Source organism: Streptomyces sp. NBC_01166, assembly GCF_045039765.1.
Taxonomy (GTDB): domain Bacteria; phylum Actinomycetota; class Actinomycetes; order Streptomycetales; family Streptomycetaceae; genus Streptomyces.
Genome location: NZ_CP108613.1, coordinates 7,499,231 through 7,520,314 on the forward strand (window position 1 = coordinate 7,499,231; position 21,084 = coordinate 7,520,314).

The 21,084-nt window shown below is 68.5% G+C and carries 15 protein-coding genes and 6 pseudogenes; 12 read left to right on the top strand and 9 right to left on the bottom strand.

Annotation, left to right across the window (positions count from 1 at the left end; all coding sequences use genetic code 11):
- The first annotated feature begins 110 nt into the window (after window positions 1-110).
- Window positions 111-1,307, top strand: a complete 1,197-nt coding sequence (locus tag OG379_RS33900; protein ID WP_405666941.1) for an MBL fold metallo-hydrolase — start codon at window positions 111-113, stop codon at window positions 1,305-1,307.
- Window positions 1,308-1,520: 213 nt separating this feature from the next.
- On the opposite strand, the pseudogene OG379_RS33905 reads toward OG379_RS33900, so the two are convergent.
- A pseudogene (locus tag OG379_RS33905) lies at window positions 1,521-2,389 on the bottom strand (IS5 family transposase).
- 461 nt (window positions 2,390-2,850) lie between these two features.
- On the opposite strand from OG379_RS33905, the gene OG379_RS33910 reads away from it, so the two are divergent.
- Window positions 2,851-3,690 carry an IS5 family transposase gene (locus OG379_RS33910; RefSeq protein WP_405666942.1) on the top strand — a complete coding sequence of 280 codons (840 nt, stop codon included), beginning with the start codon at window positions 2,851-2,853 and terminating at the stop codon, window positions 3,688-3,690.
- Between the two features lie 51 nt (window positions 3,691-3,741).
- Here the strand turns inward: OG379_RS33910 and OG379_RS33915 are convergent, their stop codons facing one another.
- Window positions 3,742-4,839 (bottom strand): Lrp/AsnC family transcriptional regulator, encoded by a 1,098-nt coding sequence (locus tag OG379_RS33915; RefSeq protein ID WP_405666943.1) that lies wholly within the window; start codon window positions 4,837-4,839, stop codon window positions 3,742-3,744.
- Window positions 4,840-4,943: 104 nt separating this feature from the next.
- Here OG379_RS33915 and OG379_RS33920 point away from each other — a divergent pair, with 104 nt between their 5' ends.
- The 3 genes from OG379_RS33920 to OG379_RS33930 all read left to right on the top strand — a co-directional run bounded on the left by OG379_RS33920 (window position 4,944) and on the right by OG379_RS33930 (window position 8,247).
- Window positions 4,944-6,146, top strand: a complete 1,203-nt coding sequence (locus OG379_RS33920; RefSeq protein ID WP_405666944.1) for a M20 family metallopeptidase — start codon at window positions 4,944-4,946, stop codon at window positions 6,144-6,146.
- A complete protein-coding gene (locus tag OG379_RS33925; RefSeq protein ID WP_405666945.1) occupies window positions 6,143-7,630 on the top strand; it encodes an MFS transporter in 1,488 nt (495 codons plus the stop codon). The genes OG379_RS33920 and OG379_RS33925 overlap by 4 nt, the downstream gene beginning before the upstream one ends.
- 239 nt (window positions 7,631-7,869) lie before the next feature.
- Window positions 7,870-8,247, top strand: coding sequence for a nuclear transport factor 2 family protein (locus OG379_RS33930; protein WP_362935365.1), 378 nt, complete (start codon window positions 7,870-7,872; stop codon window positions 8,245-8,247).
- A gap of 87 nt (window positions 8,248-8,334) precedes the next feature.
- Here OG379_RS33930 and OG379_RS33935 read toward each other — a convergent pair whose 3' ends face one another.
- Window positions 8,335-8,886 (bottom strand): PH domain-containing protein, encoded by a 552-nt coding sequence (locus tag OG379_RS33935; protein WP_405666946.1) that lies wholly within the window; start codon window positions 8,884-8,886, stop codon window positions 8,335-8,337.
- Between the two features lie 584 nt (window positions 8,887-9,470).
- Here OG379_RS33935 and OG379_RS33940 point away from each other — a divergent pair.
- Both OG379_RS33940 and OG379_RS33945 read left to right on the top strand, forming a co-directional pair.
- A pseudogene (locus tag OG379_RS33940) lies at window positions 9,471-9,750 on the top strand (transposase); the annotation flags it as partial.
- A 317-nt stretch (window positions 9,751-10,067) separates the two neighbouring features.
- Complete coding sequence (locus OG379_RS33945) at window positions 10,068-10,406, top strand: acyl-CoA dehydrogenase family protein (RefSeq protein ID WP_405668744.1); 339 nt, start codon at window positions 10,068-10,070, stop codon at window positions 10,404-10,406.
- 407 nt (window positions 10,407-10,813) lie between these two features.
- Here the strand turns inward: OG379_RS33945 and OG379_RS33950 are convergent, their stop codons facing one another.
- The 5 genes and pseudogenes from OG379_RS33950 to OG379_RS33970 form a co-directional block, all read right to left on the bottom strand.
- Complete coding sequence (locus tag OG379_RS33950; protein WP_405668849.1) at window positions 10,814-10,984, bottom strand: hypothetical protein; 171 nt, start codon at window positions 10,982-10,984, stop codon at window positions 10,814-10,816.
- An 87-nt stretch (window positions 10,985-11,071) separates the two neighbouring features.
- Window positions 11,072-13,330, bottom strand: coding sequence for an FhaA domain-containing protein (locus OG379_RS33955; RefSeq protein ID WP_405666947.1), 2,259 nt, complete (start codon window positions 13,328-13,330; stop codon window positions 11,072-11,074).
- A gap of 1,173 nt (window positions 13,331-14,503) precedes the next feature.
- Window positions 14,504-14,584 (bottom strand): annotated as a pseudogene (locus tag OG379_RS33960) (NADP oxidoreductase); the annotation flags it as partial.
- Window positions 14,585-14,659: 75 nt separating this feature from the next.
- Window positions 14,660-16,165 (bottom strand): FAD-dependent monooxygenase, encoded by a 1,506-nt coding sequence (locus OG379_RS33965; protein ID WP_405666948.1) that lies wholly within the window; start codon window positions 16,163-16,165, stop codon window positions 14,660-14,662.
- Window positions 16,166-16,241: 76 nt separating this feature from the next.
- Complete coding sequence (locus OG379_RS33970; RefSeq protein WP_405666950.1) at window positions 16,242-16,853, bottom strand: TetR family transcriptional regulator; 612 nt, start codon at window positions 16,851-16,853, stop codon at window positions 16,242-16,244.
- 442 nt (window positions 16,854-17,295) lie between these two features.
- Between OG379_RS33970 and OG379_RS33975 the strand changes: the two genes are divergently transcribed.
- From OG379_RS33975 to OG379_RS33990, 4 genes and pseudogenes are all read left to right on the top strand, one after another.
- Entirely contained in the window at window positions 17,296-17,943 is a 648-nt protein-coding gene (locus OG379_RS33975) for a DUF6461 domain-containing protein (RefSeq protein ID WP_405666951.1), read from the top strand.
- A 160-nt stretch (window positions 17,944-18,103) separates the two neighbouring features.
- Complete coding sequence (locus OG379_RS33980) at window positions 18,104-18,967, top strand: DUF1963 domain-containing protein (protein ID WP_405666952.1); 864 nt, start codon at window positions 18,104-18,106, stop codon at window positions 18,965-18,967.
- Window positions 18,968-19,068: 101 nt separating this feature from the next.
- A pseudogene (locus OG379_RS33985) lies at window positions 19,069-19,359 on the top strand (TipAS antibiotic-recognition domain-containing protein); the annotation flags it as partial.
- A gap of 90 nt (window positions 19,360-19,449) precedes the next feature.
- Window positions 19,450-19,754, top strand: a pseudogene (locus tag OG379_RS33990) (transposase); the annotation flags it as partial.
- A 235-nt stretch (window positions 19,755-19,989) separates the two neighbouring features.
- Here OG379_RS33990 and OG379_RS33995 read toward each other — a convergent pair.
- Window positions 19,990-20,121, bottom strand: a pseudogene (locus OG379_RS33995) (NADP-dependent oxidoreductase); the annotation flags it as partial.
- A gap of 241 nt (window positions 20,122-20,362) precedes the next feature.
- Between OG379_RS33995 and OG379_RS34000 the strand changes: the two are divergent.
- Window positions 20,363-20,989 (top strand): TetR/AcrR family transcriptional regulator, encoded by a 627-nt coding sequence (locus OG379_RS34000; protein ID WP_405666954.1) that lies wholly within the window; start codon window positions 20,363-20,365, stop codon window positions 20,987-20,989.
- Window positions 20,990-21,084: the final 95 nt, after the last annotated feature.

Consider the following 21,084-nt stretch of genomic DNA (forward strand, 5'->3'; position numbering starts at 1 on the left):
CCACGTGGCACGGTTCGGGCGATCCCTGACTGTGCTCCGTTCACCGCCGAGCTCTCGCTCCGTCCTGAATCCAGACCATAATGACGACACCGACTCCCTCAGGAGATGTTGTGACCGGCGCCGACAACCAGCCTTCGCTCCGTACCAGACTCCGCTCGCTGCGCCCCGACGCCTTCGGCGCGGACCCGGCGGGGGTGCGGATGGAGCGGATCCGTCGCTCGCCCAATTTCGCCGACGGTGTCTTCCAGAACCCGGAGGGGGCGCGGACCAGGCCTTCCGGCTCCATGCTCGAATTCGCCAAGGTGTACTTCCATAAGGAGCAGCGGGCCCGCAGGTCCCCTCTCGGCACCGTGCCGGTCCATGCCACGACCTTGGCCGATCTTGCCGCGCCGCCGGCGACGGGCCTGCGGGTGACCTGGCTGGGCCACTCCAGTGTGCTCACCGAGATCGACGGCCGCAGGGTGCTGTTCGACCCGGTCTGGGGCGAGCGCTGTTCACCGTTCGCCTTCGCCGGGCCCAAGCGGCTGCACCCGGTCCCGCTGCCGCTCGCCTCGCTCGGGCCGGTCGACGCCGTGGTGATCTCCCATGACCACTACGACCACCTCGACCTGCCCACGATCAAGGCCCTGGCGGGGACGGACACCCTCTTCGCGGTGCCGCTCGGTGTGGGCGCCCACCTGGAGCGGTGGGGCGTGCCCCTGGACCGCATCCACGAGCTCGACTGGAACGAGACCACGGAGATCGCGGGCATCAGCCTGACCGCCACCCCCGCACGGCATTTCTGCGGCCGAGGGCTGCGCAACCAGCAGCACACGCTCTGGGCGTCGTGGGTCGTCGCGGGTCCGGAACACCGGGTCTACCACAGCGGAGACACCGGCTACTTCTCCGGTTTCGGCGACATCGGCGCCGAGCACGGCCCCTTCGACGTGACGATGATCCAGGTCGGCGCCTACTCGGAGTACTGGCCCGACATCCATATGACACCGGCCGAGGGTCTGCGCGCACACCTGGACCTCCAAAGCGGCAGGCCGCATGGTGCGCTGATGCCGATTCACTGGGGCACGTTCAACCTTGCACCGCATGCGTGGGCGGAGCCGGGGGAGTGGATCAAGGATGCTGCTGAGGAGGTAGGGCAGCCGGTGGCGTTCCCTCGTCCGGGTGAGCCGTTCGAGCCGGCGGGGGAGCTTCCCTCGGATGCGTGGTGGCGTGCGGTGTCGGCGCCGATCGCGCACCCGTGGCGTCGCCCGGTGGTGGCGGACGCGGCGCCGGCACACCGGGAGGAAGTCGATCTTGCGGGCGAGCGGTGATGGCAAGTGAAGATGATCTTGAGCGGCTCTCTCAACTGCTGAGTGATCTGCCGTGTGAGGAGAGGGCTCGTCTGTGGGCGGTTGTCGACGGGCCCTCTCGAAGCGGGCCGTCAGCTGTGCCGCGAAAATTCGAGCCGTTGCCCTCCGTGCAGGGCACGATGCGCGTCTTGGTCGGAACGCGCATCGTCTGAGAGGTCGTTGTCGTCCGATGTTTCATCCCGAGATGGCATGCTCTGTGGTCGTCTTCGGGCCGCGCCAGGAGATGGTGTTCTCGCTGCTGAGGCGGCGGGCCATGAAGCCGGTCATGGCAATGTGGATCACGGCTTCGGAGCGGGTGGGCAGGGTTTCGTAGTCGCGGGCCAGGCGGCGGGGGAGCATGAGCCAGTTGTAGGTTCACTCAACCGCCCACCGCTTCGGGAACGGGGTGAAGCCCCTGCTCCCAGGCTTGCGCGCGGTGATCGCCATGTCGATGCCGAGGGTGGCGGCATGCTCGACGAGGTGCTGGCTGTAGCCGCCGTCGGCCCACGCCTTGCGGATGCCGGGGGGTCGGTGGCGACCTGGTCGAGCAGCGCGGTGTCGGCAACAGAGTCCTGCACGCCGGCCGCGGTCACCAGCACGGTGAGGAGAAGGCCGAGTGTGTCGGTGATGATGCTTCGCTTCCTGCCGACGATCTTCTTGCCGGCGTCGATGCCCTGGCCTGTTGCGGGAGCGCTGGTGGAGGTCTTGACGCTCTGGGCGTCGATCACGCAGGCCGTTGGCTTGGCGTCCCGGCCTTCCTTCTCTCGCAGAAGCTGTCGGAGCAGGCCGTTGAGCTGGGCGACCACGCCCTCGTCGGCTCATTTGGAGAAGTAGCCGTAGACGGTGTTCCAGTGCGGGAAGTCGTGCGGGAGGTACCGCCACTGGACCCCGGTGCGGTCCACGTACAAGATCGCGTCCATGATGTCGCGCAGGTCGTGCTCGGGCGGTCGGCCGAAAGCCAGGGCCCTGCCACGGCGCTCGGAGCGCCACGCGGCAAGGACCGGCTCGATCAACTCCCAGCGGGCATCGGACAGATCACTCGGATATGAACGTCGCTTCGGCATGCTTCCGGCGTACCGCGCCGGACGAATGCGCCCAGGCGCACAACGATGACGACAGAAGCACGCGACCGCGAAGACCGGAGATCCTGGGATGAGACAGGAGCACGTAGCCTTCCGCACCATCTGCAACTCCACCCCGCCCGCAGGCATCGCCCGCCACCACAGCCCCGCCTGCACCACACCCCAACACTCCGAGAATCGGCTGATAGGCGGGCGGTCCAGGTGAAAACGACCTCTTAGAGGGTGTTTACGCCTCTCTTGATGCGGTTTCAGGTGCTATGCGACTCGGTTTGAATGAGATGGATGCTTCTCAAGGTCCCGGTGGTGCTGGTGGGGTGCTGATGCCGTGGTCTCGCCCGCACTCCTCCTGTTTCATCCCAGGACGCGCCGTCGTGCACCGTTCGCTTCGCGCGCCTGATGCATGCGCCTGGGCCGGATCCGCGGCCGGCCGGTACTCCAGAATCATGACTGAGCGCCGTCGCTATCCAAGTGACCTCTCCGATGCCCGATGGGAACTGGTCGAGCCAGTTCTGACCGCATGGCGGGCAGAGCGCCGAGGTCGCGGGCTGGACATCGGCAGGCCGCCGAATCACGACCTGCGAAGCCTGCTGGACGCGGTCCTCTACGTGAACCGCACCGGGATCCCCTGGCGCTATCTGCCGCACGACTACCCCCACTGGAACACCGTCTACGCCTACTTCGCCCGCTGGCAGGAAGAAGGCGTATTCGACCAGCTCAACAGCCTCCTCCGACGCCAAGTCCGCAGGCAGGAAGGCCGGGACGACGAACCAACCGCCTGCGTCATCGACTCCCAGAGCATCAAGACCTCCACCAACGTCCCCGCCACCCGGCAAGGCATCGACGCGGGCAAGAAGATCGTCGGCCGCAAGCGGAGCATCGTCATCGACACCGTCGGACTCCTCCTCGGCGTACTGGTCACCGCGGCCAGCGTGCAGGACTCGACCGCCGGCCGAACCCTCATCGAACAGATCGCCGCAGAGCATCCCACCATCCGCAAAACCTGGGTCGACGGCGGCTACCGCCAGCACCTCGTCGAGCACGCCGCCACCCTCGGCATCGACATGGACATCGTCCGCCGCACCCCCACCACCAGGGGATTTACCGTCCTGCCCCGCCGCTGGACCGTCGAGCGGACCCTGGGATGGCTCATGAATCACCGACGCCTGGCCCGCGACTACGAAGCACACGCACACCGGTCCGAAGCCATGATCCACCTTGCAATGATCAACCTCATGACCCGCAGACTCACCGCCGAATCCACCCCAACATGGCGCGGCGCCTGAATCACCCGCAACCACGCAATCAGGGATGAAACAACAGGACGAAACACCCTCTTAGGGAGTGTCTTCCGAATTCTGGGTGGCGCCGGCCGCGCGGACGTCCAGGGGGACGCCACCGATGCGATAGCCGCGTTCGTCGAGCAGATGGCCGCTGAGCTTGAGCGGCCAGAGGGCCACGGCCCGGTCCGTGATGTCAAGGCCGGGGGCGCGCTGGGCGAGTCGTACCTCGAAGCGCTGGGCGTCGGCGAGGGACTTCACCCAGGCCACGACGAGGACGTTGTCCCTGCCGGTGAGACCGGCGCACAGCCGTACCTCGCGGGCGCCGGTGACGGCGCGGGAGACGCTCTCCAACTCCGCTGCGGCAGCCCTCCCCCAGAGGATCACCGTGACCGGCCAGTCCGACAAGGGGCGGGCGACCTCGCAACGGGGCTGGAGCATGCCGGCGGCGAAGAGCCGGCCGAGTCGGCGACGGATGGTGTCCGGGCTCGCTCCGCAGGTGTCGGCGAGGGCGCGGAAGGTGGCGCGGCCGTTCATGGACAGGGCTCCGACGAGGGCGTGGTCCAGGTCGGTGAGGGGGAAGACGGGGATGTCGGTGCGGGGAGTGCCGGTTCCGGCGAGGCGGGCGATCTGGGTGCGGTCGAGGGCGCGCAGCCGCCAGCGGCTGCCCTCGGTGTAGACGGTGCTCGCGAGGTGGGTTCGGGTGGCGACGATGCCCTGCATCGCGCCGATGCCGCGAGTCACCCATCGGGTGAGCGCGGCGAGGTCCGTGGCCATCAGTGTGAGGAGGAGGCCGCGGTTTCCGCTGACGTGTTCGACGGCGGTGACGTGGGGAAGCTCGGCGAGGGCCCGGGCGACGGTCAGCAGGCTCCCGCTGGAGCAGTCCACCTCGACGACCGCGAGCAGTCCCTGTCCGCTCGCGGCGAGGGCGGGGGAGGGGGAGCAGCTGATCCAGGCGGCGCCTGCTTCGGTGAGCCGGTGCCAGCGGCGGGCCACGGTGACGGCGTCGAGCCCGAGTACGGCGCCGATCTCGTTCCAGCCGGCGCGTGGGGCGATCTGCAGCGCGTGCACCAGGGCCTGGTCGACGTCGTCGAGCGTCCGGACCGGCCCCCGCGCGGAATTCCGTACGGGCTCGTGCCCGGAATGCTGCGTCATTCGATGCCTCTTGCGCGTTTCCTGCGATTCGGATCGGCCGGACGGTCCAGGACTTCAGTCTTGCCCCACCGATGGCCGGAACCGTATCAGGAGGTTGACGCAGCATGTCCGCACTGGAACGCGCCAGGGAACTCCAGCCCGATCTCGTGCGGCTCCGCCGCTCGCTGCACCGCGAGCCGGAGCTCGGCCTCCGGCTGCCGCGTACACAGGAGAAGGTCCTCGCCGCGCTTGATGGGCTCCCTTTGGAGATCACGCTGGGCCGGGAGCTGACCTCGGTCACCGCCGTGCTGCGCGGCGGCCGTCCCGGCGGGGCGGTGCTGCTGCGGGGTGACATGGACGCACTGCCGGTGGACGAACTGACGGCGGTGGAATACGCCTCCGAGATGCCGGGCCGGATGCACGGGTGCGGGCACGACCTGCACACCGCCGGGCTCGTCGGCGCGGCGACGCTGCTCGCGGACCGCCAGGAGAGCCTCCAGGGCGACGTGGTGTTCATGTTCCAACCGGGCGAGGAAGGGCACAACGGCGCCGGGGCGATGATCGACGAGGGTGTCCTGGGCGCGGCGGGCAAGCCGCTCGACGCGGCCTACGCCCTGCATGTCTCGGCCAATCGGCTGCCCGGCGGCTGGATCGCGTCCCGGCCCGGCACGGTCATGACGGCCTCCGACGTCCTGCGGGTGACGGTTCGCGGAGAGGGCGGGCACGGTTCGGCTCCGCACCACGCCAAGGACCCCGTGCCGGCCGTCTGCGAGATGGTGACCGCGCTGCAGAACTGGGTGACGCGCACCTTCGACATATTCGACCCGGTGGTGGTCACCGTCGGGCGGCTGCACGCCGGCACGCAGCAGAACGTCATACCGGACACGGCCGAGTTCGAGGCAACCGTACGCAGTTACTCGGAGGCCAACCACGAGCGGCTGGCTGCGGGGCTGCCGCGCCTGGTGCGCGGGATCGCGGCCGCGCACGGTCTGGACGTGGAGGTGGAGTACGAGATGCTCTACCCGGTCACCGTCAATGAGCCGGCCGCAACGGCGTTCGCGCTGGACACGGCGCGCGAGCTGTTCGGCCCGGGAGAGGTGTGGGAGGCGCCGCAGCCGGCCAGCGGTTCGGAGGACTTCTCCCTCGTACTGAACAAGGTGCCCGGCGCGATGCTGCTGGTCGGCGCCGCGCCCGCAGGCGTGGACGTGGAGAAAGCGCCCCAGAACCACTCCCCCCGGGCGGTCTTCGACGACAGGGTGCTCCATCGCCAGGCGGCGCTGCTCAGCGAGCTCGCGGAGCAGCGGCTCGCCGCAGGGGCGTCGGCATGACGGCCCACCGCGAAACGGAGGAGTCGGCGGGGCCCCGGGTGACCGCTGTAGTCGGCCTGCTCGTCGTCTTCGAGCTGGTCAGCGGCTTCCTCCAGGGCTCGGGCCCGGCGCTGGTACCGGCCGTTCAGGACTGGCAGTCCATCAGCGCCTCCCAGGCGCAGTGGTACATGGCGGTGCAGTTCCTCGCGGCCGCAGTCGCGGTGCCCGTGTTCGGACGGCTCGGAGATCTGTACGGGCACCGTCGGCTGACCCGGGTCGCGCTGGTCTGCGTCGCGGCGGGCACCGTCCTGGTGGCCCTCGCGCCGAATCTGACGGTGCTGCTGGTGGGCCGTGCCTTGATGGGTCCGCTGGCGGCGCTGCTGCCGCTGGAGATCGGCCTCGTACGAGACCGGCTCGATCTTGAGGGCGGACGACGGGCCGTGGGGCTTCTCGTCGGCGCGCTCACCCTCGGCTCGCTCCTCGGCCACGCTCTGGTGGGCCCCCTGCTCGCACTCACCGGTGGCGTCCGGGCCACACTCTCGGTCCTCGCCGCGCTCGCGTGCGCCTGCCTGGCCCTGTCGTACAGCGCGATCCCGGAATCACGGACCCGTGCGCCGGGCCGCATGGACTGGACGGGGGCGCTGTTGCTCGGCCTCTCGCTGCTGCTGTTCCTCGGCACGACGGCGCGCGGCGCGGCCTGGGGCTGGACCTCGCCGCTCACCCTGGGGGGTCTCGCGCTCTCCCTGGCCCTGCTCACCTGGTGGGTCCGGCTCGAACGGGACCGGCCGCACGCCCTCGTCGACGTCCGGGCGGTGGCCCGCCGCCAGTCCGCGCCCTACTACGTCTCCGGCTTCCTCTTCGGCGCCGTGATGCTGGGTGGGCAGGCCGTCGGTATCTCGTATCTGGCCGCGTCCACGGCCGATGAGGGGTACGGGTTCGGGCTCACGACCTGGGAGATCAGCGCATGGGGCGCGGTGCCGCATGTGCTGGCCTTCGCCGGGGCGAGCCTCGTCGCCCGGGTGGCGGCCCGCACCGGCTACCGCCGTGTGCTGCTGCTCTCCTTCGCGCTGATGGCGGCAGGGAACGTGGGGCTGATCGCCACGCACACATCTCTGCCGCTGTTCGCCCTGGCATCCGCCGTCGCCGGCTTCGGCATGGGCCTGGCCCTGGGCGGCCTGCCCACCCTGATCGTGGAACGCAGCGCCACGGACCGCACAGCGAGTGCGACCGCCGTCTACAACAACCTCAAGACTTTGGGCGGCAGCGTTGCGGGCGCGGGCTCGGCGGTAGTCCTCGGCTCCCTCGTCGTCGAGGGCACGGAGATCCCGGCACTCTCCGCGTATCTGACGATCTGGGGGCTGAGCGCACTTCTGTGCGTGAGCGCTCTGGTCCTCCAGATACTGACGGGACGTGACGTGCATGCTCCGGGTACGAGGGGGGACCTCGACTCCGGTGCGACCAGGACGGGCGGTACGGCCAAGCCGGGCCCCACTCGGGCGGCTTGAACGCGACACTCCTCCGTGGTCCCTCGCCACCTTGAAGACCACACCCACCAGTTCACCCGAGGTGGTCGAGAGTGCGGGGCCCGGCATCGAGAAGCACGCGGGCCGCGTGGCGAGGCCGCGGTGCTGCTCGCGGACGTAGCGAGCGGGACCGCTGGTGCTGTGACCGGGATGGTTCACCGTGATCGGAAGACGGCTTACGGGAAGAGCGCGTTCCGCGAAACACCTGGTATTACTGGTGCATGCAGGAAGAAACCGCGCGGTCCGCAATCGACACGTTCGTCTCCGCGTTCAATGCCTCGGACGACAGCTATGTGACTGCGCTCCTCTCCCAGGCCCTGACCTCGGACGTGGTCTTCTGGGGGCCGTTGGGCCGCAGCGAAGGGATCGAGGCGGTCGAGCGGTTCGTGCTGGACATCCGGCGCCACCCGGCGGGGACCGGCACGATGGTGCGCTGCTCGGCGGTGGACATGCCTGACGAGTGGGCCCGGTACCAGTGGGTCTTCACCACGCCGGATGGAGGCCCCCGTCTGGCGGGAACGGACGTCGTCCATCTGCGGCGGAGCCTCATCGACCAGGTCATCGTCTTCGCGGGGGAGATCGACCCGTCCGCCTCCTGAGTCCTCCTTCTCTTGCGCCGTCCTTTTCCCCGCTCCTCTACGCCGAAGCACCCGCTCTTTTCGCACCCCCTGGACCAGGTCCCAGGGCTAGACGGTGTACTTTCCCGGGGCGAACCGCTCGACCGCGTCAACGATCAAGTCAGCTTGACCCGGCCGCCGTCGGCGCCAGAGGGAGTTGCCGAGCGAATAGATCACCACCGCTCTCGGCCCGCCTGAGGCGTTCGGCTGCTCCGGGAGCGCGCCTGCCTTCAGCACCAGCAGCAGGTAGCTCCGCCTGCTGTTGAACCGGACCTTGTCGATATCAACCCAGCGCACGGTCTCCGCGCGGCGGGTCCCCACCTTGCTGATGCCCGTTGAATCGATACGCAGGGCCGGATGTCGCCACGCAAGCGCGAGCAGCGGCGGCAAGCTCACCACTGCTGCTATCACCGGCAGTCCCACATATCCGCCGACGCCCGGCCAGCCCACGGCCCTCATGCCCTCGCCCTCGATCAGCGCGGCGGACACAAATACCATGAGTCCTTCGACGATCACCAGGGCGAGCATGGCCGCGAGGAGCGCACCGAGGTAGGTCCCGCCGCGGCGCGCCCGCTCGGCGGGGAGCTCTAGCCCTTCGGTGGAACCGGGGGGTGTGGACATGTTGTCTCCTCCGTTTGAGCCTCAGGCGGCGAGTGCACGTCTCACAACTCGGCGCTGGCGAAGCGGGGTTGGACGTCCGATATGAGCTGTCCGGCTGGAACATCATGTCAGCGTGATCGCGGGAAGCGAGGAGGGGTCAGCGGTACGTCGCGTGTCGCCTAAGCCCACCACGCAGGCTCACAATGCCTTGACCAGGATTGCCGCTACGACCCGCCAGCTGACAAACCTGCAGAGCCAGACCTCCAACCCGGAGCCGGCGACCACACAGGCCACGGCTACCGAGCCGGCAGCACCGTCAGCAAGGGGCAGCTCTACACTCGAGCCGGCTTCCACGGGCCTCTCCCTGAGACCATCGGCGCGCGGCTCGGTGATGTCGGGAAGCCGCAGCGGTGGGAGATCGGGTGGACACGTGCCACATGTCCCGTGGCCCACTCCATCCATTCCTCAGTCTGCGCTCTTTCCGGCCCTGGTGGCACATGGTCAGGGTCATCCACTCCATCGCCTGGGCATCTGCCGGTTCGGAAAGGCTGCCGATGTACGCCGCGCTTACTGATCGTTTCAAGATGAGGTGAGCCGCTGGTCTTATGATCGTCGATCTTGGTCGGCATGGGGTCCGGATGCGTGCTGATCTTGTTCCTGACGACCTGTGGGAGCGGGTGGCCCCGCTGCTGCCGCCTGCTCCCGAACGGCGCCGCCGTCATCCCGGACGACTGCGCGTTCCCAACCGAACCAGCACTTGGCGGCGTCCTGTTTGTGCTGCGGACCGGTGTCGCCTGGCGTGATGTCCCGTCGGAGACGGTGGGCTGCTCCGGCGTAACGGCCTGGCGTCGGCTGCGGGACTGGACCGGGGCCGCCCCTCGCCCGTCGACCGCGCCCGATCTGCCAGGAAATGTCGATGGTCGTGCGCAGCGCCTCGCTGGTATGCAGGCCGAGACTGCGGGAAACGGCGGTACCGCCGATCTGATCGTCGCCGCCAAGACCGATTCGGCCGCAGGCGCGCACGGGATTTCCCTGCTCGTCCTGGAGACCGCCGACGCCGAAAACTTCCAGCGCGGCCGGACCCTCAAGAAGCTCGGCATGCACGCGCAGGACACCGGCGAGCTGTTCTTCGACCACGTACACATCCCGGCCATCCACCTCCTCGGGAAGGAAGGAGGAGGCTTCGCGATGCTGATGAGCAGCTGGCCCAGGAGCGGCTGCTGCTCGGCGTGGTGGCCGTCGCCGAGATGGAGCGGGCCTTGGCGGAAGCCGTCTCGTACGCCAAGGAACGGCGCGCCTTCGGCGGTCCCCTGTTCGACGTGCGGTTCGAGCTGGCCGAGTGCGCCACCCTCGTCCACGCCGCACGGGTCTTCATCGGCAGCGCCATCGAACGCCATCTCAAGGGCGAGCTGGACACCGCCCCCGCCTCCATGGCCAAGTGGTGGCTCGCCGACACGCCGTGCCAGGGAAGCGACCGCTGCCTGCAACTTGTTCGGGGGCGACGGCTACATGCGGGAGTTCCCCATCGCGCGGCCCCGTGACCCCCGGCCATCGGCACAGGTGTCACACCCGATCGGGCCGAGCGCTGCCCGGGGCGCCTGCGTCACCTCCGGAGGGCGGCGTTCAAGTGCTGCGGGAGCGCCGTGCTTGGCCGCTCCCGAACTGCTCCAGTGCTGCCACAGTGTGGGACCGACAGGTACGTACCTTATGCCGTTGGGCGAGGGCACCGACCGCGGCCCGCGGCTCCTGGAACAGGAGGGCAGAACGTGGTCGGCCCCCGCCTTCTCAAGGGTCAGCAAGTGTTTGATCAGACCTGCCCACAGGTGCCCACACGTGCACCTGCCGACCGCCGAGGAATTGACCCGGTTGGCACAACTGCGTCCCCCCGTCCGCATCTCATTGGGTTTTACCGTATCCGCAGGTCAGGCGCGCTTGAGCCCGCGAGGAATCAGTAAAGGGTCAGCATCGCGGCGGGGAGGTTCGCTGGGCCTTGGTGCGGCAGCGCCCCACCCCGTCTCAGGCGGTCGGGCCGACGTTCCAGGACCTGGGCAGTGGCCCGTTCACGGTGGGGGACGACGAGTTCGGTGTTGACGTATGCGCCGTCCCCGAGCACCGTCATGCCCTGGCATTCGCCTCGGATGGAAGCAGGTCTTCGGCGGCTCAACAGGGCCGTCGCAAGCCTCGTACCCAGGTCGGACGGCAGGGCTCAGCCCCAGACAGGAGCGGAGAAGACGCTGGCCGAGTTGTACCCCGAGTGCAGGGGGGCGGGCCAGCCTACGGGGCCGGGCTGGGTGCGGTGGAAGTCTGCGGCCACGAGCGTCGCCAGGTTGAAGTACGCCTCCCGGGTCTGCGCCTTCATCTTGGCCAGGTCGACCTCCGCTCCCGCAGAGAGGTGCTCGTCGAAGGGGATCACCACCACACCGCGGCAACGAGCACGGAAGTGGGCCACCACATCGTTCAGCTTGACGAGCTTGCTGGTCTTGCGCGCCTCGGACACCACGGTGATGCTCCGCTGGACCAAGTCCGCGTAACCCTGGGCATTGAGCCAGTCCAGGGTGGTACTCGCGCTGGCAGCGCCGTCCACGCTGGACGTGGCCACGACGATCAGCTGATCAGCGAGATCCAGGACGCCGCCCATGGCGCTGTGGAGGAGGCCGGTACCCGAATCCGTGAGGATGATCGGGTAGTGCTGCCCGAGGCACTCGACAACCTTGCGATAGTCCCCGTCGTTGAACGCTGTGGAGAGGGCGGGGTCCACATCGTTGGCGAGGACCTCCAGGCCGCTCGGCGACTGGGACGTGTAGCGGCGTACCGCCATGTAGTTGGGCAGGTTCGGGAGATCGGCCACCAAGTCACGGATGGTCGCGTTGGTCTCCCGGCGCACCCGGCGACTGAGTGTGCCGGCGTCCGGGTTGGCGTCGATGGCGACGACGCGGTCCTGGCGCTCGGTGGCCAGCATCGCGCCCAGGGCGGTGGTGGTGGTGGTCTTGCCGACTCCGCCCTTCAGGCTGATGACGGCGATCTTGTAGCAGTCCATCACCGGGGTGCGGAGTACCGCCAGTTTCTGCTGGCGTACCCGTTCGGCACTCCTTCCACCGATGCGCAGCTTCTTGAGACCGCCTCGGATGCCGGCCTTGTTGCGAAGGAGACGGTCGGATGAAAGTTCGACCGACGAGCTCTGCCCCAATGTGCTGCCATGCCCTGAGAGATCGAGCGGCACAGGGGCGTAGCCGGCAGCCGCCCGGCCGTTGACCGGCGGGCCATCGGCGAACCGTGACCGCTGCGCCGTCCTGGCGTACGGGCGTGACAAAGGAGCTCCTCCCGGGTCGTTGGCCGCGGACGCGTCGACTGAGGCTTGTGGTCCGAATTCACCGTGTCGTTCGTCGGTCGACCGCACAAACGGCACGGTTTCCCTCGAGGCGGAGATCCGGGGCTCGGTTGCGGCAATCCGATCCGATGCCCTGTCGCCTCCGGAGGCGTCCGGCCTATCCTCCCTCTCATCAGGGGCGGGGCTGCCGATGCTGATGTCACGGTCATTCGTCATACTGTTCAGTCCTTTCGATGATCTTGAAGAGCTCATGGGGACCGCATCGGCGCGTCGGCGACGGGATGCTTGCGCCGTCGATCTACGGTGTTCTTCTGGCTGATGAGGCGCATCGCCACCGGGGCGTTCCTCGACATCCGACGCAGACACCTGCTGCTGGCCGACAGGAGGGCATTTCCGGATCTCAAGAGCAGCTACCTTCGGCCGGTCGGCCCCTGCCGCTGGACCCTCCGGGAGCCGGCTGTCCCCCTGCCTGCTCAGGGGAGTCGACGATGATCCGTGCCTGGACGGGAGCAGCTCGGGAGCGTCAGCAATTTTCGCCCCTGAATCCTGCATTATCCGAAGATGCGACGGCTTGGCGACCGGGCGAAGGCCTCTTCGGACCAGCATGCCGTTGCTGTCCACGGACAGGCCTTGCTCTATGAACTGTTCTTCGGTCACGACCTGCTTTCCCGCGATCAGGGACTGCGGCGGTTGCCTCCAGGGCATGGCGTGTCCATGGCCGCCCCACTCACGCGCCGCCACCGCGCGGCGTTCGGCGATTTCCATGGCTTGCTGGACGGCCGGAGGGATCTCGATACGGCTCCTCACCCGGTATCGCCCGGTCTCCAAGTCGTCCGCGCACTGCAACTGCACTTTCAGAGGTCCCACGAAGGAGTACAGCTGCGACTCGGCGTATTCGCGTACCTTCTCGACCAGCTCCTCGCCGAGCATCACCAGGCACGTGCTGTGCAATGCGTGATCGTCGTTGTTGAGCTCGACAACAAAACTGTTGGGTACGACCGTGCGGTCGTGGCTCCAGATTCTGGCTTTGACGTCACACTCACGCCGGAGCGCGCCGACGAACTCCAAGGGCTGGACGGCAGACTTGAAGGCTTTGGCGAAGGCGCCGTTCACCCAGGCTTCGAAGCGCTGCTCCAACTTGTTCAGCGTTCCCACTGTCAGCCTTCCAGTACGGGTCGCCCGCCATTTTGAGCGAAGGTGCGTTCACTGACTGGGTCTTTTTAGCCAAATTTCTCCCATTACTGCGGTGTGTCTCTCTAATTCACTCGATCGTCTCCGCAGGCGCCCGCTTTGGCCCATGTCGGTGCCGATGAGCCGGCTCATAACCGAGCGTCGGCAGGGCCCGCGCGCGTCAGATTGGAGTGTGGCCCGACCATCTCCTCGACCCGAGAGGTTCGGTGGCGACCGGGCCTGGGCGGCTGATGCGGAAAAGTAAGTCACGCCTTACTTTCATGGAAATCTATCTGCATAGTGGAGGGCCGATTCGAGAGAAGTGCGGCTGTGCCGCAGTTCAACCGGGGTGCCGTAGGAAGGTCGAGGTGGAGCAGGCCCACGTATACGGGCTGCTCGACAAACATGTGGCGGATGTACGTGCCCACGTGGATGACGTACGGAAGTCGTCGGCCGACAGTGCGGGAGAGGTGTACGCGCGTGATGTTGCCGCAGAGCGTCTGGCACGGCAGGTCCATTGACTCGCAGAGGCCGAGGAGGGGCTGGCGTTCGGCCGGATCGTCGGCGCGGACGGCGCGGCCTGCACCTGGGCGACCGGGACCTGCCGCTGCTCGTCGCCTGGCGGGCGGAAGCGGCGCGGCCCTTCTGCGCGCGACGGCCGTCCACCCGACGGGGCTGCGGCGGCGCCGTCACCTGCGGTTCGAGGGATGCGACGCTTCAGCCCCCGCCCGACAGTCACCCCCGGACCGCCACCCAGCGGGCAAGGGACAATGAGTTCCGGGTCAGTCGTAGACCCCCCGAGACCACGCTCCGACAAAGCCCGCGCCGGGGGGATGTGCACCGCACCGTCGACCCAAGTCCGTCGCCATCTTCGGAAGTTGGTCTCCTTGGGTGCGGCAGGGCGCCGGCGGTCAGGGCGTCCTGTTGTCTCCGCTGGGCCCATGGCTCAGATCCACTACGCACGGGGCGCGGAGCCGTGGTGTCCAAGGCCGTGGGAGGTGGCGAGGGGCTGCCGCCACACGCAAGCAAGACGCGGGTGCGCAGGCCGGCGAGCAGCGCGGCGCGGACGCCTTGTCGCGCCGGTCTGCCGAGCGCGCGCCACGGGGTGCGTGAGCGCATCTGCGGGAAGAGAGGTTCGGGGCCCGCGAGAGCGTCTCCGTACTGGGCGACGGCCGGTACGACACCGTCGTGCAACAGGGCCACGATGACGATGTCCCCGGCTCGCCTCCCGGCTCGGTGAACGCGATGAGGACCTTGCAGCCGCTCGTGTCACCAACCGCGAGCTGATGACTCAGCTCAACCGCTGACCTGCTCCAGCTCACGGGCGTCGCTCAGCGGTCCGCCGAACCACTGGTGCAGCGCGGCTTGCAGACCGTCGACGTCGTTCGGCCCGTGTCCGGTCCACGCTGTGTGGCAGTCGGGGCGCAGCAGCAGGCCGGTCGCGCTCGTGCCCTCTGCCTTGCCGCTCATGACATCGACCCGGTCGTGCCAGGGCTTCGCGGCCTCGGCGAAGTCGCCGCACAGGTCCAGCAGCAAGGGCCGGGCGGTGGTTGTCAAGTCGGCCAGCCGACGGGTGCCTGCGCCGGTGTGGACCACTAGGTCGGGCGCGAAGCCCTGGGTGGTTCCAGCGAGCAGGTGGGCGATGCATTCAGTGCCGCCAGGTGAGGCGAGCAGGTGGCCAAAGACGGTCCGCAGGGCACTGACTTCCGGTCCGGGGCGCATCAGTGCCGCCTGGGACAAGGTCGAGGTCACGACGTGTTCTGCGACAGGTCGGCGTTCCTCGTCGTAGGTGTCGAGCAGGCCTTCGGGGGCCCACCCTCGCACTGTGGCGGCCAGCTTCCAACCGAGGTTGACCGCGTCCTGCAGGCCGAGGTTGAGCCCCGGGCCGCCGATCGCCGAGTGCACGTGGGCCGCGTCGCCCAGCAGCAGTACCCGCCTGTCCCGGTAGCGCTCTGCCAGTCGGGTGTTTCCGCCGACAAGACGTCGAAGCAGGTGCGGTCCCTCTCCCTGCGGCGGACCCAGCGGGACGGGCACGCCCAGCACGCGTTCGGCGCTCGCCATCATCTCTTCGAAGGTCATCGGGGTGGTGTGCTCGTCCGGCCTGCCAGTTTCGGTGGTGTTGAGGACAGGCACTCGGCCAGGCAGCCGGCCCCACGCGATCGTGCCGCGCTCCGTGCGCACGTACAACAGGGGTGGCAGGCTCCCGTAGCCGGGAACGTGCAGGCTGCCGTCCGGGCCCAGGTATTCGTCCGTCACGGACACGTTCGCGGAGCGGGTGACGAAGTCGTCGGTGGTCACGCCGGGGAAGCCGATGCCGGACAAGCGTCGTACCACGCTGTGCCCCCCATCAGCCCCTACCAGGTAATGGGCGGTGAGAGTCTCACCGTCGGCAAGGGTGATCCGGACGAAGTCGTCGTCCTGGTGCAGATCGGCCACCTCCTGCCCCCTGCGGAGGTCGACGCCGAGTTCTAGGGCGCGTTCGGCGAGAACCCTTTCGATCTGCTCCTGTGGCGCCGGGAGCAGGCTCACGGGGTTGTCATGGAGACCTGTGAGGTCCAGCGTGAACGCGCCGAACATGTAGCGGGGCGCGGGTCGGGGCGGTTCGCTGGATCCGCTGATGCGTGCATAGAGACCGCGTCGGTCGAGCATGCGCACCACCTGACCAACCAGACCGTTCGCCCGGGGCTCGGTCTTCGGGCCGGCGAGACGCTCCAGCACGACCGGACGCACCCCAGCCAGTGCCAGCTCGCAGGCGAGCATCAACCCGTTCGGGCCGCCGCCGACAATTACTACATCAAGCATGACAATTCTCCTTTTTGGGGCATGACGGCGCAGAGGCTGCAAGCAGCAGCCCCTGTTCAGGGCGGAAAGGAGGGGCCTACGGAGTGGGAAGTCCGGTGGCCACCATGCGCAGAGCCCGGGGCAGCAGAACCTTCATCGGCTCGCCCGTGCCGCCTTGCACGAACAGCTCGAGGGCGACATTGTTCGCGGCCATCACGCTCGCGGCCACCAGGCGAGGGTAGAGATCGGACCCGGGGTCCGTGCCCGTGCGGTCAGCGATCGCTGCGGCAAGCTCCTTTTCCGCAATCTTGCTCGCCCGCAGCATCTCGGCCTCCAGCGCGGGTTCGGCCAACATCACCCGCAGACCGGCAGCCCACTCATCGGGCTCCTGGGGTGGCATGTGCTCCACCTCAGGGCCAGGCTCCAGTTGCCGTAGTGCCGCCCGAGTGATTGCCTCCCACAAGGGCTCGCCGGGCGGTCCGTGACGCAGCTCGGCCGCGAGCCGCAAGGAGCGCTCAAGGTAGCGAAACGCAATCGCTTCGGCCTTGCTGGAGAAGTAGTTGTTGTAGGTGCGCGGAGACACACCGACCGCCGAGGCGATGTCTTCCACCTTGACCGCACTCAACCCGCGCTCGACTGTGAGCCGGACTGCGGCCCAGCTCAGCGCTGCGCGCGTGGCTTCCTTCTTCCGTTCCCGAAGACCACTCATACCGTTCACGCTAGCAGAAAGTGCGCGCTACGCAAATATTTGCGCCACGCAACTTTCTACTCAGGGATCTGCCGGCTCGGACTGGATGAGGCAGTTGCCGCCCGATGCGCCAACAAGCCCTCGATCGGCATCCAGCCGCCTCCGTGCACGACACCTGTCGCACATCAGACACGGGAGGGTTCATGCTTCTGACCGGGAAAAGCCTGGCCTCCTCCGCATCCACTCGCCCCTCAAGCCCAAAAGAAGCGACGTGGCAGGACACGGCACGCCTGCCGAGGGGGCTGGTGGTCATGAGTGGTCACCGGCAGGATGCAGCTCGCCGAAGGTCGCCAGCAGGATGTCGTCGTTCCCCGATCGGGGCGTTGCCAGCCGCAGGTCCTCCCGGCGTCACCTGCGGCACCGCTGTCGGTGAGGCCGCACGCGCCCCTGAGGAAAGAGGTCCATGATGCCCACGCCTGGCTTCCCGCCGCACACGCTCGACCCCGAAGGAACGCCGATATGGATCACTGATCTGGCCTCCGACGCCCCGCACCACGTCCTGCACGTCGTGCACGGCATCGAACCGGCGGAGGCGCTGGAAAGGCTCGGCGCCAGGACGAGGTTGATGCAGCCCTGCGAACTGCCCGGCAGCAGGCCGGACGAGTGGACGTCACTGCCGTGCGCGGCTCTCGGTATGGAGCCGGGATCGTCCGCGGCGCTGTTGGCGGGACGCGTCGGCGAGTGGACGTTCGTCTACGACGACTCCGGATTCACCTTCGAGGACGCGGCGGAGGCACTGTCCGCCGATGGACGGACGGCGGCCACGAGCGTGTTCAGCATCAACGGGGACGCCAGCCTCACCTATGCCGTCGACGGCAAGCAGGTCGCCTGGGTCGATGTCGACGGTCTCGCCCTGGAGGAGGATCTTCCCCGTATGCCCGCCCAACTGCGCGCCGCATTTGAAGCCGCCGGCACCGTGGAGGAGGAAGGCATCGAGCCGGGCGAAGCCGACAGCTCCATCACCATGCGTGCCGTCTGTGCTCTGGCCGGCCTCCCTCTCAGTCTGAGCGCCCTGCGTCAGGTTCCGCTGGTGGTCCTGCCGTTCGGCTGACCGTGCTGCCCATGACGTCGGTCGGGCGAGCGGCACCGTCCGACCGCCGGGGGTGCCTTCGGGGTCTGCTCGTGGCGCTGTGTCGTTGAACGCCAACGGGTGGGCGCCGCAAGGGAGATGCGCTGCCCACGCCCTCCGCTTCGTTCGCTACGGTGCGCCCATGACGTCTGCGATACGGGACCGGTTCCGCCCCTTCCGTGAAAAAGCCGAGGCCCAAGGCGTGCCGGCCGACGATGTGGAGCGATGGCTGGCCACAGCCCGTCCCTGTGCCACCCTGACACTGTCCGACGACGACACCGGACCGGTCGTGGGACGGTTCGGCGGCCCCCTGCTGCTTCCGGCCGACACCCCGGACCCCGGACACCCCTTCGTGGCCTCGGTCGACCTCGCCGCACTGCCGGCCGGCGCGACAGACCTCCCCTTGCCGCCCGACGGCCGGTTGCTGTTCTTCGCCCTGCCCGAGAGCGGCGAAGACACTTCCATGGGCACCGTGATCCACGTGCCAGCCGACGCGGCCGTCACGCGACGGGATCGGTACGCCTGGAACCCGGCGAACCTCGCCGAGGACGACAGGGTGTTCGCGAGCTACCCGCAGGGGCCGCTCCGGGCGCGGACCGACGTGTCGCTCCCCCACCACCAGTTCGTCGTTCCCCCCGGCGAGGAGGAAGCCGTATACCTTCCCGGGCATCCCTACTGCTCCGAACTCGTCGAGATCTGGGAGGACACCAAGAACCTCATCGCTCCCTCGGCGCAGATGCAGATCGGAGGATACGCGGACGAGGAGATCGTGGAGTTCGACCCGGTCGACGTCGCGGCGTCCCTCGCGGCGCAGGCGGTGGACGCCGGCCACTGGGACGGTCCCGTTTCGGCCGACGTGGCCGACTGGGTGCTCCTCGCCGACTGGTACGCCGGCAGGGACGTGGAGAAGCGGGAAGGCGCGACCGTCCACTGGGTGATCCAGCGCGAGGACCTCGCGGCCCAACGCTTCGAGCGCGTGTTCACCACCGTCTTCTGGAACCCCTGAGCAGGTCACGACGGGGACGAGCCGGAGCGGCAGGCCACCGGTCTTCGGCCCGGTGACACGTTCGGGAGGGAGGCGGCGATGGACTGGCCGATGGCGGAGGTCCGCAAGACATCGAGGCCGGGCAGCCCGAGCGCACGACACAGATGATCCTGCTGGCCGACCTGATGGCCGCCGACCACCCGGCCGACGCTGCACCCGTACAGGCCCAGATCGACGCCCAGTACCAGGCCCCGACCGAAGTGCGACCCGTGTCCGACGAGGAATACCGCACCATCGGACGCTCCTGCGTCGACAACAAGGCGTGGCGCGCGGCGTACGAGGCGATCGCACCCGGCCTGGCCGCGTACCGGCGGGACGCCATCGAGGCGTACGCCACCACCCGGCTCAGCTGACCCAGCAACGGGCGGCACCTCGGCCGGACCGAGGTGCCGCCCATTCTCAGGTTCTAGCTCAACTTCTGCGGTGATGGCCCGTGTAGGTCGTGGCCCAAGGCCGTCGAGAAGATCACCGACGATGCGGAGGAACTGCTGGCGTTCTACGACTTTTCCGCCGAGCACTGGATCCATCTGAGGACCACGAACCCCATCGAGTCGACCTCTCCACCGTGAAGCTTCGGACCAAGGCGACCCGCGGGGCTGGCAGCCGACCTGGCGATGGTGTTCAAGCCGGTCGAGTCCGCCCAGGCCCGCTGGCGCGCGATTACGGGGCCTCCCTCGTCGCCCTGGTCCGCTCCGGGGCCAAGTTTGAGAACGACGTCCTGGTCGAGCGGTCCGAGGTGGCCGCATGAAGGACATGTGCGCTGCACGCGAAGCCCTGACCGACCGCGCACCGGCCGGCGGGACGCCGCAGCGATGCTTGGCGATCTTCTACGCGGCACCGGCCTGGACGTCGATACGGCCTGCCTGACCGTCAACGAGCCCGCCACCAGGGTCCGGGAATCCGCTCTGATCCGACCTGGCATACCTGGCTCCGGTGCGCGGCCGCCGAAGTGATGCGGCACGCGCGCGACGGCCGGACCAGGCCTACGCGTGGCCCCGCACGATGATCTTTCCGGTGTTCTTGCCGTGCAGCATGCCCAGGAATGCGTCCACAATGTGCTCGAACCCGTCCACCACCGTCTGGTCCAGCGCTAGCCGGCGTGCACGCCGGTGGGGTCCGGCTGCACGAGCCCGGGCCGGTGAGGCCTCGGCCGGGGAGCTGTCGCGTGGGGGTATACCGCTCCGGCGGCCGGCGGCCGTCGGCACGGAACGCCTGTGTGCCGCACCGAGTTCCCCTGGGATCAGCGGAGGCCTGCCGAGGTCGGCGGTAGCATCGGAACTGATAAGGAGATAGTCTCCGTTTCGCGGACGACGATACGGAGACGGTCTCCGCATTGTCAACGAGAGGTGCAACGACATGGGTGAGGCAGCCACCGGCGGGCGTCGGCAGCGGACTGACAAGCAGCGCAACCGCACGCACATCCTGGAGGTCGCGGAGGAGTTCTTCGCCGAGCAGGGCATCACCGGCTCCATGGACGCCATCGCCAAGCGGGCCGGAGTCGGTCCGGGCACTCTCTACCGGCACTTCCCCAACCGGGAGGCGCTGCTGGCCGCTCTGCTGCAGGCCCGCGACGAAGAGCTGGAGTCCCGCCGGGACGCCATCCAGCGCGACGTGACCGACTCCCGCGACGCGCTCGCGCAGTGGCTTCAGGCGCTGAGCGAATGGGTGACCGCCTTCGACGGCATGCCCGAACCTCTGCGGGCCGCCCTGACCGAGGACACGTCTCCGCTGGCGATCACCTGTCAGGGATTCATCACGACCACAGAGGAGTTCCTCCGCCCGGCCCAGCGCGACGGCGTCGCCAACTCCTGGGTTCGGGGCCGGGACCTGTTCCTCAGCACGCTGGCCACGGCCTGGGCCCGTGGTGCCGCCATGGCCGACGAGTCGTCCCCGGACGCGCTCGTTTCACTCATGCGCACCGGGTGGGAGACATCCACGACGGAAGCGGTGCCCGGTGGCGACCAAGACCCCTCGTATCCGTAGGAGGGCACCGACCGGTGTAACGATCTTCCGCGGCGAGCGTCCCGGGTGGCGCGCCAGTGGACAGCCCCTCACCTCCCGGCTATCAGGCGCGGCCG